General features: G+C 50.2%; 14 protein-coding genes, 1 tRNA gene and 1 pseudogene. 10 read left to right on the top strand and 6 right to left on the bottom strand.

Features of this window, described 5'->3' with window-relative positions:
- Positions 1 to 612, bottom strand: a complete 612-nt coding sequence (gene plsY / locus NB647_RS02630; protein ID WP_269264999.1) for a glycerol-3-phosphate 1-O-acyltransferase PlsY — start codon at positions 610 to 612, stop codon at positions 1 to 3.
- Positions 613 to 744: 132 nt separating this feature from the next.
- Between plsY and NB647_RS02625 the strand changes: the two genes are divergently transcribed.
- Positions 745 to 1,710: an endonuclease/exonuclease/phosphatase family protein gene (locus tag NB647_RS02625; RefSeq protein WP_269264998.1), complete on the top strand. Its 966-nt coding sequence runs from the start codon at positions 745 to 747 to the stop codon at positions 1,708 to 1,710.
- A 28-nt stretch (positions 1,711 to 1,738) separates the two neighbouring features.
- Here the strand turns inward: NB647_RS02625 and xerD are convergent, their stop codons facing one another.
- The 3 genes from xerD to queG all read right to left on the bottom strand — a co-directional run bounded on the left by xerD (position 1,739) and on the right by queG (position 4,308).
- Positions 1,739 to 2,689, bottom strand: coding sequence for a site-specific tyrosine recombinase XerD (gene xerD, locus NB647_RS02620; protein ID WP_269284005.1), 951 nt, complete (start codon positions 2,687 to 2,689; stop codon positions 1,739 to 1,741).
- Complete coding sequence (locus NB647_RS02615; protein ID WP_269284004.1) at positions 2,686 to 3,180, bottom strand: methylated-DNA--[protein]-cysteine S-methyltransferase; 495 nt, start codon at positions 3,178 to 3,180, stop codon at positions 2,686 to 2,688. The genes xerD and NB647_RS02615 overlap by 4 nt, the downstream gene beginning before the upstream one ends.
- A 78-nt stretch (positions 3,181 to 3,258) precedes the next feature.
- Positions 3,259 to 4,308, bottom strand: a complete 1,050-nt coding sequence (gene queG, locus NB647_RS02610; protein ID WP_269284003.1) for a tRNA epoxyqueuosine(34) reductase QueG — start codon at positions 4,306 to 4,308, stop codon at positions 3,259 to 3,261.
- Between the two features lie 149 nt (positions 4,309 to 4,457).
- Between queG and tsaE the strand changes: the two genes are divergently transcribed.
- The 4 genes from tsaE (at position 4,458) to NB647_RS02590 (ending at position 7,391) form a co-directional block, all read left to right on the top strand.
- Positions 4,458 to 4,943 carry a tRNA (adenosine(37)-N6)-threonylcarbamoyltransferase complex ATPase subunit type 1 TsaE gene (gene tsaE, locus NB647_RS02605; RefSeq protein ID WP_269284002.1) on the top strand — a complete coding sequence of 162 codons (486 nt, stop codon included), beginning with the start codon at positions 4,458 to 4,460 and terminating at the stop codon, positions 4,941 to 4,943.
- Between the two features lie 7 nt (positions 4,944 to 4,950).
- Complete coding sequence (locus NB647_RS02600; protein WP_269284001.1) at positions 4,951 to 6,258, top strand: N-acetylmuramoyl-L-alanine amidase; 1,308 nt, start codon at positions 4,951 to 4,953, stop codon at positions 6,256 to 6,258.
- 129 nt (positions 6,259 to 6,387) lie between these two features.
- Positions 6,388 to 6,463, top strand: a tRNA-Arg gene (locus tag NB647_RS02595).
- 241 nt (positions 6,464 to 6,704) lie between these two features.
- The gene (locus tag NB647_RS02590) at positions 6,705 to 7,391 is read left to right on the top strand and encodes a nitroreductase (protein WP_269284000.1); all 687 of its coding nucleotides are present in this window, start codon (positions 6,705 to 6,707) and stop codon (positions 7,389 to 7,391) included.
- Positions 7,392 to 8,373: 982 nt separating this feature from the next.
- On the opposite strand, the gene NB647_RS02585 is transcribed toward NB647_RS02590, so the two are convergent.
- Both NB647_RS02585 and purM read right to left on the bottom strand, forming a co-directional pair.
- On the bottom strand, positions 8,374 to 8,502 hold the full coding sequence (locus tag NB647_RS02585) for a hypothetical protein (RefSeq protein WP_269283999.1): 129 nt from the start codon (positions 8,500 to 8,502) through the stop codon (positions 8,374 to 8,376).
- Between the two features lie 193 nt (positions 8,503 to 8,695).
- Positions 8,696 to 9,739: a phosphoribosylformylglycinamidine cyclo-ligase gene (purM, locus tag NB647_RS02580; RefSeq protein ID WP_269283998.1), complete on the bottom strand. Its 1,044-nt coding sequence runs from the start codon at positions 9,737 to 9,739 to the stop codon at positions 8,696 to 8,698.
- 76 nt (positions 9,740 to 9,815) lie between these two features.
- Here purM and NB647_RS02575 point away from each other — a divergent pair, with 76 nt between their 5' ends.
- From NB647_RS02575 to folK, 5 genes and pseudogenes are all read left to right on the top strand, one after another.
- On the top strand, positions 9,816 to 10,895 hold the full coding sequence (locus NB647_RS02575; protein WP_269264990.1) for an AI-2E family transporter: 1,080 nt from the start codon (positions 9,816 to 9,818) through the stop codon (positions 10,893 to 10,895).
- An 8-nt stretch (positions 10,896 to 10,903) separates the two neighbouring features.
- A complete protein-coding gene (gene hda, locus NB647_RS02570) occupies positions 10,904 to 11,581 on the top strand; it encodes a DnaA regulatory inactivator Hda (protein ID WP_269264989.1) in 678 nt (225 codons plus the stop codon).
- Positions 11,578 to 12,254: pseudogene (locus NB647_RS02565) on the top strand (HAD family hydrolase). Before hda ends, NB647_RS02565 begins: the two are co-directional and overlap by 4 nt.
- On the top strand, positions 12,247 to 13,632 hold the full coding sequence (gene pcnB / locus NB647_RS02560) for a polynucleotide adenylyltransferase PcnB (protein ID WP_269283997.1): 1,386 nt from the start codon (positions 12,247 to 12,249) through the stop codon (positions 13,630 to 13,632). The pseudogene NB647_RS02565 and the gene pcnB overlap by 8 nt, the downstream one beginning before the upstream one ends.
- 1 nt (position 13,633) lies before the next feature.
- The gene (gene folK / locus NB647_RS02555) at positions 13,634 to 14,119 is read left to right on the top strand and encodes a 2-amino-4-hydroxy-6-hydroxymethyldihydropteridine diphosphokinase (RefSeq protein ID WP_269283996.1); all 486 of its coding nucleotides are present in this window, start codon (positions 13,634 to 13,636) and stop codon (positions 14,117 to 14,119) included.
- Positions 14,120 to 14,123: the final 4 nt, after the last annotated feature.

Raw genomic sequence — 14,123 nt, 5'->3', positions numbered from 1 at the left:
TCACCCCGCTTTTTTCTTGCTGCCGATCTTGCTTTCCTTGCCGGACAACAAATTACCGATATTTTGCCGATGTCGGCCGATCAAAAAAGCGCTGATAACCACAATCGCCGCAAAATACAGATTGAAACCGTATAACAGACCATAGTAAATCGGTGCCAGAACGGCAGAAACCAGTGCAGACAACGAGGAATAGCGTGTCAACAACGCGACACATAACCAGGTTGCCAGCACCGCCAGTCCGAGCAACGGACTGATACCCAGCAAAACACCCAGAGCCGTCGCCACACCTTTTCCTCCCCTGAATCGGGCAAAAACCGGAAAAAGATGTCCCAGAAAGACAGCGATACAGACACATGCAATTCCGGTCTGTCCCACCTGAAATTGCCCGCCGTAAAGAAAAGCCAGCCAGACCGCCAACCAGCCCTTGGCGGCATCGCCGACCAGTGTCAGCAAAGCCGCCAGTTTATTGCCACTGCGCAAGACATTGGTCGCCCCCGGATTTTTCGAACCATATGTTCGCGGGTCTGCCAACCCGAAAAGCCTGCTGCTGACAAGAGCAAATGAAATGGATCCAAGAAGATAAGCTGCGATGACGAATAAAACCGTATACATATAATTTATATTATGGTTTTCTTGCGACAGAACAAGAACACCGTTGCAATAGCATCAAAAATAACCGTAGCGTTTGTTAAGATAACAAAACAGAAATACCTATGACTGCATTGTAGTGGCGAAAGGGAAAATATGCAGCAGGAAATTCGACTCGCGACCTTCAACGTCCGCAATCTGGTCTTGCCAGAAATTGCCTATTACGATGACCTTCCCGCTTACACACAGGAAGAATATCAGGCGAAAACGACATGGATTGCCCAACGGATTGACCTCTGTGATGCGGATATCATCGGATTTCAGGAAATATTTTCCAAAAAGGCGTTAAGCGACGTCATGGCAAAAACGCAGCGATATCGCCATGCTACCCTGATCTGTTTTGACCAGAACAATCCCCCAGCCATTCTCAAACCTCAGGTAGCCCTGTTAACCCGCTTCCCTCTGGCAGGATCACCTCAAACACACAGGAATTTTCCGAAAAAATTCCAGATCACCCTGCCGATTACCGATACCGTCATCAATCAGTTTTCCCGTCCAGTTCTCGAAGCCCCTGTTTTGCTTCCCAATGGGCAGATCCTGAATATTTACGTCGTCCATCTGAAATCAAAACGTCCCGATTTCATCCGCTTCACCGCCAAACCGGATCCATACCAGTACGGCCTGGCGGCGCTGCGCTCACTGATGAGACGTGCGGCCGACGCGCTTGGAGTCCGGACACTGGTATCGGAATTCAGACAGGACAATGCATTGCCCGTGGCCATTCTTGGCGATTTCAACGACTTTTCCCAGGCAGTCTCGACCTGTATCATCACAGGAGAGGAACACGAAAGCGATCACTCGCTTTCGCCTTTTTACAGGCTTTACGATTGTTTCGATATCCAGACCGAACCGGAAACCCGTAACGGGGAAATCGCCCGCTTTATGGAAGCGGATGGAACACCGCGGATCGATCATATCTTCGTATCGGAAGAATTCACGGAAACATCAGGATATTTGACCGGTCGTGTCAAAAACATGATCTACCTGCAAAACGAAGGCAATCCGGACAGGCCGGAATTATCGGACCACAACCTTGCCGTAGTGACAATAGAACTGAGATAAAAACCGACAAGATTCCGTCAGAATCCCTTCAGCTCTTTTCGTCTTCGATGCAAACACTCCCACGGGGATGATGCGCCGCATGCAGTTGTTTAAGCCGCTGTCGCGCCACATGAGTATAAATCTGGGTCGTTGAAATATCCGAGTGACCGAGCAACAATTGAACGACCCGCAAATCCGCTCCGTGATTCAGAAGATGTGTCGCGAAGGCATGTCTCAATGTATGAGGTGAAAGAGGCTCATGAATCCCCGACTGCAAGGCATATTTCCTGATAAGTGTCCAGAACATCTGGCGGGTCATGGCAGTTCCTCTTGCCGTGACAAAAAGATGATCGGATATTTTTCCGGAAAGAATAAGCGGGCGGCTGTCCTGCAGATAACGTTCAATCCAATGGCGCGCTTCTTCACCAAATGGAACCAGTCTTGTTTTGCTCCCTTTGCCCAGAATACGCAGAACGCCTTCATTCATTCCCACTTCGACCAGCTTGATGCCAACCAGTTCCGACACCCGCAACCCGCTGGCATACATCAGTTCTATCATGGTCCTGTCACGCATCCCCAACGGTTTGCCTACATCCGGAGCTTCAAGCAGGGATTCGACCTGCGCTTCCGACAAGGCATGCGGAAAGCGGGCGGGCTGCTTTGCGGCATGCATTTTCTGGCAAGGATTCAGAGCCAGACGCCCCATCCGGACCTGCAACCGGTAAAAACGCTTGAAAACAGTCAAACGACGGTTCGCCGATGTCGCCTTGGATTCGGCATGACGGGCCAGAAAATAACGATTCAGGTGATCGTGAGTGATATCCAGCAGCCCGGTACCGGCCCATTCCTTTTCCAGCCACTGGGCAAACAAATGCATATCGCGACGGTAGGCATCCAGTGTATTGCGGGACAAGCCGTCCTCCAGCCAGACCGTATCGCAAAATTCATCGACCAGCACCTGGTTTTCCGGTGACAGGCTGACATGCTCTCTTGTCATCATGCACGCAAAAAACCTTCATGTTTCAGTAACCAGTATTTTATCCTGATATCGGGATGTTCCGGATCGCCCTCACCAACCGGCCCCTGTGATCCGGTGATGGCGATCACACGATGACTCGGTATATACAGCGACAACGGATTTTCCTGACATGCCAGGCTGATCGCTGCGGGTGACAAACGCAAAAGACTGCCCAGTTCTCCATAAGTGCGAACTTCCCCGCTGGGGATCGACATCATGGCCTCCCAGATCCGGCGACAAGTTTCGCTCCCCGTCTTTTTGACAGGCAAGTCAAGACAAGTACCGGGATGCTCCAGATAATATCCGATCTGTCTGACCGCCTCGGCAGACAGATCGTCTCTTGGCATTTTCTCAACAAACAGATCCGGAAAAATCCGGATAGCGGCCACCTCGTTTTCCTCGACGGCCACCCCGATCGAACCAAAAGATGTTCTGATAATGGCGTCACATCTGTCAGGTGTCAAAACCTTCATATACAGCCTTTCCGAAAAAATGCCCAGAACAGAATTATATTTCTTCCATCGTTTTTAATGACGATATCCCGAACCATATCAGCTCCCCTGATGCAATGCCCAGACGATATGTTCATCCACCATTTCGGATACCGTACTTTTCTTTTCATTCAATGCATGAACAATAGCATCTCTGACCGATTCATTTTCCATATCGCGCAATGCATTTCCCAAAGCGACTGCAATATTGCGGATCCAGCGATCGTATCCGATACGCCGGATGGCACTGCCTTCCGTTTTTTCATGAAATTCCGTCTCAGTCCATGAAAACAGATCCAACAACCCGGAACGGTCAAAACCGTGACGGACATTGAAATCGGATATCTTCGCCCTTTCCGCAAACCTGTTCCACGGACATACCAGCTGACAGTCGTCACAACCGTAGATCCGGTTGCCTATCAAAGGCCGCAATTCAACAGGTATCGCCCCCTTCAATTCAATCGTCAGATAGGAAATGCACCGGCGGGCATCAACAAGGTTAGGTTCAACAATGGCATTTGTCGGACAATGACGAAAACAGCGCTCGCAATTGCCGCAATGCGATTTTTCTTCAGGATCGACAGGCAGCGGAAGATCGACCAGCATCTCGCCAAGAAAGAAAAACGAACCACCCTGCCTGCACAGCAACAAGTTGTTTTTGCCCTGCCATCCCATACCCGCTTTCCGGGCCAGTGCCACTTCCATGACCGGAGCCGAATCCGTAAATACACGATAACGGAAAGGACCGATTGATTCCTGCATTTTCCCGGCAAGTCTGGCAAGCCGTGACCTTATTACACGATGATAATCCCGCCCTCGGGCATAAAACGAAATCCTGGCCTGGAGCGGATCGTCCTTCCGGAACATTTCCTCTTTCAAACAGATATCCGGTATACCCGGAATATAATTCATGCGAACGGAAACCACTCTCAGCGTTCCCGGCAACAATTCGTCGGGCCGGCATCTTTTGAGACCATGCGCAGCCATATAATGCATTTCTCCATGAAAACCACGGGCGAGCCACTGTTGCAACCGTTCTTCCTCACCAGAAAGGCGAATATCGGTTATACGCAAGCCGGAAAATCCGAGCTCTGATGCCCAGATTTTCATTTTCAAAACAAAATCAGTCAATTGCCGATCAAATTTCATCAAAAACAACAAAAGATATTGTCCAAAACGGAATGTTTATTGATACTATATGTTGAATCGTTCTGTAACATAACAATCAATTGCAAATAGCGATTAAAACTGTTTTGACCATGCCGCAGAAAACGTATTATTTGAACGACGAAACCGACACCCGTGCACTGGGTGAATCACTTGCACGTGCATTGTCGGGCGGACTCAGAATATATCTGCATGGCGATCTCGGCACCGGAAAAACGACGCTGACCCGTGCCATGCTCAAGGCAGCAGGTCATGCCGGAAAAGTCAAAAGTCCGACTTACACACTGGTAGAACCTTACGTTATCGAATTGAACGGGCATCCAGTCGATCTTTTTCATTTCGATCTGTACCGGATGAGTTCTGCGGAAGAATTTCTGGAAGCCGGATTCAGGGAGTATTTCAACAAAAACAGTATTTGCATCGTCGAATGGGCTGAAAAAGCCGACACCGAACTTCCTCCTCCCGATCTGGCCATTTCGCTTGAAGTCAAAGGAGACGGTCGTACCGTCAGCCTGACAGCATCATCCGACAAGGGCAGACACTGCCTTGAAAATCTGCATTACACATCTCACTCATGAGTCAATGATGGAACACGCATTTTACAAATTCGGGCGATCAGTTCTTGCCCTGATTGCATTCATCACCGTGCTGCTGACGGGAACCCTGCCAGTCATGGCAGGCAACATTGTCGCGGTGCGGGCCTGGCCGGCTGATGACTATACACGCATCACACTGGAACACGACGGCAATGTCCATGCAAAACATTTCCTGCTCGCCAACCCGGACAGGCTTGTCGTCGATGTAGACGGAACCGAACTGAATGCGACTCTGAAAGAACTGATCTCGAAAATCCAGCCGGACGATCCTTATATCCAGCAAGTCCGCGTAGGCCAGTTGAACCCGAAAACCGTCCGGCTTGTCTTCGATCTCAAAACCGCCGTCAATCCACAAGTTTTTTCGCTGGTCCCCATCGACAAATACAAACACCGTCTAGTCCTCGACCTTTACCCGAAAGAACCACTCGACCCGATTGCCGCACTGATTATGAAAGGTGAGTGGAAAAACGATCCGGAACCTGTCCAGGTCGTCGCAAGTACACCGAAAAAATCCATCATAGACGCGCCTTCCCGGAAAACCGCTCTCTCAGAAGAACCTCTGAAAGATGCAGGAAAAATGCAACTGAAACGTATGGTCACCATTGTGGTCGATCCCGGTCATGGCGGGGAAGACTCCGGTGCCATCGGGGCAAGAGGCAGCAAAGAGAAAGACGTCGTTCTCGCCATTGGCAAACGGCTGAAAGCGAAAATCGAACAGCAACCCAATATGCGAGTCGTCATGACCCGTAATGCCGATTTCTTTGTTCCGCTGGGTACACGCGTCCATAAAGCCAGGGCTGTTCAGGCTGACCTGTTCATTTCCATTCACGCTGATGCTTTTGTCCAACCTACTGCACGCGGCTCTTCCGTATTCGTTCTGTCTGAAAAAGGAGCCTCTTCCACCGCAGCCAGATGGCTGGCAAAACGTGAAAACGCGGCTGATCTGATTGGTGGCGTCAATATCAAGAAACACGACCGCCAGCTGGCCAGCGTATTGCTGGACCTCTCCACCACGGCACAAATCAAAAACAGCATGAAACTCGGAAATGCGGTCTTAAACGAAATGGGAGGAATCAACCGTTTGCACAAAGGTTCTGTCGAACAAGCCGCTTTTGCTGTACTGAAGGCACCGGACATTCCCAGCATTCTGGTTGAAACAGCCTTTATTTCCAATCCCGAGGAAGAAGCCAAACTGAACAATGATGCCCATCAGGAAAATATCGCCAACGCGATATTAAATGGCGTCAAGAAATATTTTGCAAAGAATCCGCCACGTGTACGAAACGGTATGATTTGACGTTTGCCTCGATTTTTATGAAACAAGTTTGACCGGATTGCGTACTGAACCGTTTAAATGAGGTAGAATACTGCCTGTGTTGTTTCCGGAACCAGAATTTTCCGGTTCCGTCAGGATTTGTTTTTCCCGGCGCTCGTAGCTCAATGGATAGAGTACTGCCCTCCGAAGGCAGGGGTTGTGGGTTCGATCCCCGCCGAGCGCGCCATTCCATATCACATCATATCAATTTGTAACAAGACATTCTCTTGTAGTCCGATATCCAATAATATTTATTGTGTATCATTAAATACTATCCGTTTGACAACGTATTGATACATAAATGATTCGGACAATCGATTATTTGAAATTTCGACTGAGAATACTGTCCGGAAATCAGGCCCGCTGCTGGCCCGGTCGGTCAACCGGCAACAGGTTCCATAATTTCTCATTTTCATAGAAGAAACGCTATGTTTTCCATCCAACCCTCCACCACCGATACCCAGATCACCCGACGCCACTCCGTACGCGCCTACAAACCGGATCCCGTCTCCTCCGAGTTGCTCAGACACCTGCTTGAAATGGCCGCACACGCTCCCTCGACGACAAACAGCCAACCCTGGAAAAGCTATGTCTTGACCGGTGATTCGTTGAAAAACCTGACGCACGCGGTGTGCACCGCCTTCGATACCGAACCGGACAAACACCATGCCGAATACCCGTACTATCCGGAACCGCCACTGGAACCCTATCTGTCGCGACGCCGCAAAGTCGGCCAGAACATGTACCGCCTGCTGGACATCGCCCGTGAAGACCGTGAAAAGAGACGTTTGCAACAACGGCGCAATCTTGAATTTTTCGGCGCACCGGCGGGTATCCTCTTCACCATCCATCGCCAGCTACCCGCCATCAATCTGATCGATTACGGCGCTTTTTTCCAGACCCTCATGTTGTCAGCCAAAAGTCATGCTCTGGATACCTGTCTTCAGGCTTACTGGAGCGATTACCATCGCATCATTCGCGATATCCTTCCGATCACCCCCGACGAAGTCGTTATCGCCGGAATGGCGATCGGCTACGCCGATCCCGCCGCCCCGGTCAACCAGCTGATCACGGAACGTGAACCCGTTTCGTCCTTCGCCACCTTTCTGGACTGACAACGGAACCGGATGCCGGCGGATTCTCTGGCAGGCATCCGGCACAAAACAAACGGCCCGGTTCCAGATAAATTGCTGAGTTCGTCAGGGCACTGCATGAAAACGGAAAGGATATATCAGCGCCACGGTAAAAGCGTCACGGTTGCACTCCATTATCATGACATCCTTATGCTTTATCCTGCCAGGCAGCATTGCATCGCAATCAGCAGTAGTAGCGCGGGATCGGGAACTCAAAACACTCCGGGCACAACCGTCATGGCCGGTACGCTTGCCGCGACAGGACCGGGAATTTGCTATACACCACTGTTTTTTGCGCTGGTAACCCGTTTCTTCAAGTGGCTCCGAACCAGAAAAAATGAAAAAAATCCCCTGATCAAATCGGAGGATTTCCCATTCCCGTTTTTTCAGCCGTCAACCGATATACCGGATATTCCCGACCGTTTTCCGTGCGGTTCACAAAGCCCGTGAATCCATATAGTTCATATCTTGCCATGATCCGTTCCATATGCATTTGTGCCGTTGTACAACTGGAACTGCCATAAATCGTATTCGCCTTTCACCATTTCAAAGCGGAAAAACGCTGCCGATCTGTATCCTGACCGGCCTCCGTTACACAGCCATACCGTTTCCGGAAGAGAAACAGCCGGATACCAGGTGACAGTCGCAAACAGACAGAAAACGGTTCTGAAGAAACAGCACTCCGTTTTTCTTCCCTGAAACAAAGAAGCATGGCAGGAATTTCTTCCGGCCATTTACACCTCCGGAAACTGGACACTTATTGTATGATCCGGATAACAACAGCCTCCGCCTGTGACCGGACACCCCATTTTGGGGATAACGAACGTTGCCAGCGCAAACGCAATGAAAGAAGTGAATGACGTGTAATCGCAAAAACGGTATTTCAGCCTAGAACCGTTGCAACCGCAGCTCCCAGCCCGCCACCGAAAATTGCCGCAACAGCCTTGGCAATCCGGAAGAAACCTTAATCTCTCGCCGAATATGCCGTACAGAACACGCCACTGTTGGTTGCAGGAAACAAAGCGTAGCTACCGCCCCATGTAAAGAACGTCAGCGCCAGCGAAATCATGAATGCGGTTTCCCTCTTGTTCATAGCGTAAAGAAATGCCAGCAAAACAATGCTGTTGATACCGAATACGACCGATATGGCAAGGAATACACCTACTTGCTGGCACCGTTCAGAACGAAACGGACAACATGTCATGCCATTCCCGACAAAACAGACGGCTGAAAAACGAAAAAGGCATTCGCAGACCGAATGCCTATTACAAGAAAATGCCAGCCCGTTACTTCACGATCGTTTGTGGCTCATCGCCTGCCCGTTGACGGATTTCACCAATCAGGTACGCCGTTTCACCGGAAGCATTCAGCCGTGATATGGCCTTATCCGCATTTTCCGGTGAAACGATCACAACCATACCGATTCCGCAATTGAACACCCGATGCATTTCTTCTTCGGCGACATGTCCGTGCTTTTGCAGCCATCCGAACAAAGGCGGCATGTTCCATGCATCCTTTTTCAAAACTGCCGTGAGATGATCCTGCAACACGCGAGGTATATTCTCGACCAGTCCGCCTCCGGTAATGTGGGCCATTCCCCTGACTTCAACATCAGCCATCAGCGACAGAAGCGGTTTGACATAAATTCTTGTCGGAGCCATCAATGCATCAGCCAGAGAACGACCGTCGAAATCGGCATTCAGATCCGGCTTCGTCACATCGATAATCTTGCGGACAAGTGAATAACCATTGGAATGGATACCGGAAGAAGCCAGCCCGATAACGACATCGCCGGGAACGATTTTTCTCCCGTCGATAATTTCCGATTTTTCAACGGCACCGACAGCAAAACCGGCCAGATCATATTCACCATCAGGATACATGCTCGGCATTTCCGCCGTTTCCCCGCCGATCAAGGCACATCCCGCCTGTTCGCAACCGGCCGCGACCCCTTTGATAACATCGGCCGCCGTTTTGACATCCAGCTTGCCGCAAGCGAAATAATCGAGAAAAAACAACGGCTCCGCTCCCTGGACCAGAATATCGTTAACACTCATTGCCACAAGGTCTATCCCGACCGTATCATGTCGATTAAGCTGAAAGGCCAGCTTGAGTTTGGTACCGACGCCATCGGTACCCGACACAAGCACGGGTTCCCTGTATTTTTTGCTGATTTCGAAAAGTGCGCCGAAACCGCCAATACCACCCAATACGCCTTCACGCATGGTGCGTCTGGCAAACGGTTTGATGGCATCGACCAGCGCATCGCCGGCTTCGATATCGACACCGGCATCACGATAGGAAAGAGACTGATTAGTGGATGAATTCATAATGTAAACGCGCCGCTAGGCGTAAAATAACAATAATTCCAGTATTCTAACAAACTGATCTCGCAAGTACGACCGAATGGCACTATTTACACCACAGCAAAGACAAACCGCACTATGGACCGGTATCGGCATATTGCTCATTGCCATTCTCCTGCTGCTTGGCCCGATCCTGACCCCCTTCATTGCCGGTTCCATACTGGCATATGCCTTGAACCCGATCGTCGAATGGCTGCGTTCAAAACGCCTGGGAAATCTCAGAATGCCTCGCATCATCGCCGTCATCATCGTCATGATGCTGCTATTTTCCGTCGTGACCGCTTTCGCACTGATCATGATTCCCATGTTGATCCGCGAATGGCCCATGCTTCACGAACAGATTCCCGCTTTCATCGCCAAAGTCAACAATTACCTGAATCCCATACTCAACGAACTCGGCATCCAGGTCCCGGCAGACAATGCCAGCATCAAACGGATACTGACCGAACAATTTGTCCCGAAAGGAGACGGTGTCTGGAAATCGCTTATTGCCTCTGCAAAATTCGGCGGCACTGCGGTACTGACATGGGCATGGAATCTGATTCTTATTCCCGTTGTACTTTTTTACCTTTTAAAAGACTGGCACATCATGATGCGCAAGCTGAGAGACATGATACCCAGACGATGGGTTTCCAAGGCCGTCAGTTTCTCACGGGAAGTCAGCAGCATGCTGGCCCAATACCTGCGTGGACAATTACTGGTCATGATGATACTTTCCACTTACTATTCGATTGCTCTGGCACTGGCCGGGTACAACGTTGCATTGCCTGTCGGCATCATGACCGGCATGCTGGCATTCATTCCTTATATCGGTATCTGTTTCGGACTGGGTCTGGCCGCCACGGCAACCCTTTTGCAATTTACCGGCATGGAAGCTTGGATCACACTCGGTATCATTTATGGTTTCGGCTACTCTTTCGACGGTCTGCTCATGACACCCAAGCTGGTCGGGGACCGGATTCAGCTTCACCCCCTGATTGTCATTTTCGCCCTGCTCGCATTCGGCCAGCTCTTCGGCTTTGTCGGCATTTTGCTTGCCCTGCCTTCTTCCGCTATCCTGTCGGTCGCTTACAGACACCTTCGCAGTTATTATTTCGACAGTAATTTTTACAGAAACTGAACTCCGTCATGCAACAACTGCTGTTAAACCTCGAAACCGTCGCTGTTCCTACTCTGGATACTTTCGTCCCCGGACAAAATACAGAAGTTCTTTATCTGTTGCATCAAATTGCGGAAGGACAGTCCCGAGACCGCTTCATCTACATATGGGGAGATTCCGCTGTCGGCAAAACCCACCTTCTGAAAGCCATGTCACAGCTTTGCCCGGCAAAATTTCTCACCTCCCTGTCTCCAATCGAGGAATTTACCTATGATCCCCGCAAAACACTTTATCTGATCGACGACTGTGACAAATTATCTTCCGAAAAACAGATAGCAGCCTTCAGCCTGTTCAATCAGGTCCGTGAAAACCGCACAGCCTGCATGATTACCGCGGGTTCGGATTCCCCTCTTGCGTTGACATTACGAGACGACCTGAAAAGCCGGCTTTGCTGGGGACTCGTTTATCAGATAAAAGGACTGACCGACGAAGAAAAAATAGCTGCCCTGACAGAACAGGCAAGACAACGGGGCTTTACACTTTCCCAAGGTGTGTTACCCTATCTGATTACCCACTACCAACGGGACATGCATTCACTCTCCATGATTCTGGATGCTCTGGATCGTTATTCACTGCAAACGAAACGTACCATCACATTGCCACTCCTCCACGATCTGTTGCACAAGAAACAGGAACCGACATTATGACTGACACTCTGGCATTATTCGACCTTGACAATACATTACTACCCATCGATTCAGATTATGAGTGGGGCCAGTTTCTGGTAAAAATCGGAGCCGTCGATAAAGAATCTTACGAAAAAAAAATGCCGAATTCTTTGCGCAATACCAGGCCGGAACACTTGATCCGGCTGAATTTCTTGCTTTCGCACTGGGCACGCTGGCGAGATTTCCCCGTGTGCAACTGAACCGGTGGAGGCAACGATACATGGACGAAATCATTTGCCCTGCCATCAGACCATCTGCGCTGGATTTGGTCAGGAAACACCAGAACAACAACGATCTTGTTGCGATCGTGACGGCAACGAACCGCTTTGTCACAGAACCGATCGCCAAAGCATTCGGAGTCAGACACCTGATTGCCGCACTGCCTGAAGAAACGCCCGAGGGAGAAATCACCGGGAAACTGATAGGCATTCCGACGTCGGGAGCGGGTAAAATTGTCCATACTGAAAACTGGCTCAGGCAAATGAATCTGTCATTCGACAGTTTCAGTCATATCTATTTTTACAGCGACTCCGACCGCGACCTCCCGCTTCTCTCGCGAGTGAATCACCCGGTTGCTGTCAATCCGAACCGTCGTCTGAAAGAATACGCCGAAATGAAAGGCTGGCCTTTATTGCAATTATTCGATGATTAACAAACTGATCCGTAAAATTTTCGGGATAGGATCAAATCCCCGTCCCATCCAGAAACCTGTTACCTTAAGCCCTCAACAGCATGGAATTGATCCGCGACTGGTTTCCAATAGCGCTGTACGGGTTGTACGTATTCTGCAAAATGCCGGATATGATGCCTATATTGTCGGCGGTGCAGTACGTGACCTTCTGCTCGGACTCGAACCGAAAGATTTCGATGTCGCGACCAATGCGACACCAGAGCAGGTCAGGCGTCTCTTCAGACGTGCTTTTCTTATTGGCAGACGCTTCCAGATCGTCCATGTCCTTCTCGGCCAGGATCTGATTGAAGTCACCACCTTCAGAGGATCCTCCACCAAACCGGCATTGAAAGATGAAGCGGGCAGGTTACTCCGGGACAACAATTTCGGGACACAGGAAGAAGATGCCGCCCGAAGGGACTTCACCATCAACGCCATGTATTACAACCCGGCGAACCAGTTGCTCCTGGATTACCACGGAGGCATGGACGACCTTAAAAACCGTACTCTCAAAATCATCGGAGACCCTGAACAACGCTATCGTGAAGATCCCGTTCGCATGTTACGGATCGTCCGTTTCGCCGCAAAACTGGGATTTTCAATAGACCAGGCGACATGTGCTCCGATCGCTTCACTGGCTCCTCTTATCAATAACGTCCCGTCAGCCCGTCTTTTTGATGAAATGCTCAAATTGCTGATGTGCGGACACGCCATGTCATGCCTGAAAGAACTGCGAACCAGAGGTTTGCACAAAGGCTTGCTTCCCTTGCTGGATGTTGCCCTTGAACAACCGCAAGCGGCTCATTTCATCGAAATAGCCCTCGGCAAAACCGATCAGCGAATCAGACAAAACAAACGTATTTCTCCGGGATTTCTGTTCGCCGCATTGCTTTGGACCCAGGTCGAGGAAAAATGGGCGCAATACCGTTCTGACGGTGAATATCCTATCCCGGCACTTGTTGCCGCTGCGAGCGACATTCTGGATGCCCAAACTGAAAAACTGGCCATACAGCGCCGGATCGCCAGCGACATGAAAGATATCTGGCTCATGCAACCCCGACTGGAAAGACGTACGGGCAAATCTCCCTACCGTCTGCTTGAAAATGAACGGTTCCGGGCGGCATACGATTTTCTGCTGATCCGCTGCGAAGCTGGCGAGCTTGATCCCGAAACAGGCCAATGGTGGACCAAATTCATTGATGCATCCGCCGAGGAACGCCAGCAAATGATCGACGAACAAATGAGACTGGCCCCCAGAACTTCTTCAGGAAGAAAACGGGCAAAACGTTCCCGTCGTCGTCACAAGACGGATGCAGGTCCGGCGATATCATTACAAACGGCAGAAAACATCCACTCCTGATATGTCCGGAAACATTGCTTACATCGGTATCGGTTCCAATCTCGGCAACGCTTTGCAAAATGTCGGAGAAGCGATTGAAATCCTGCGCGACTTGCCCGATACCCGTCTGGATAGACTCTCGTCACTCTATCGTACTGCACCGGTCGATGCGACAGGCGATGATTATGTAAATGCCGTCGCCAGACTGATAACCGGTCTGTCTCCCGATAACCTGCTTCATGCCCTGTGGAATATCGAAAACAGGCTCGGCAGGGAACGCCCCTTTAGAAACGCGCCACGAACGCTTGATCTGGACATCCTTTTATACAACGCAGATCAAATCAATACCCGGCAACTGACGATACCGCATCCGCGCATGGCCGAACGTGCCTTCGTACTCGTGCCTCTGGCTGAAATCGACCCAAATGTCGAAATTCCGGGAAAAGAAAAACTTTCCGTTCTGCTGAGCCGTCTCAAGAATCAGCGGATCGACCTTCTTGATAACTGAACCA

Origin of the sequence: Oxalobacter aliiformigenes, from assembly GCF_027116575.1 — a bacterium.
GTDB lineage: Bacteria > Pseudomonadota > Gammaproteobacteria > Burkholderiales > Burkholderiaceae_D > Oxalobacter > Oxalobacter aliiformigenes.
This window is presented reverse-complemented; position numbering and strand designations above follow the sequence as displayed.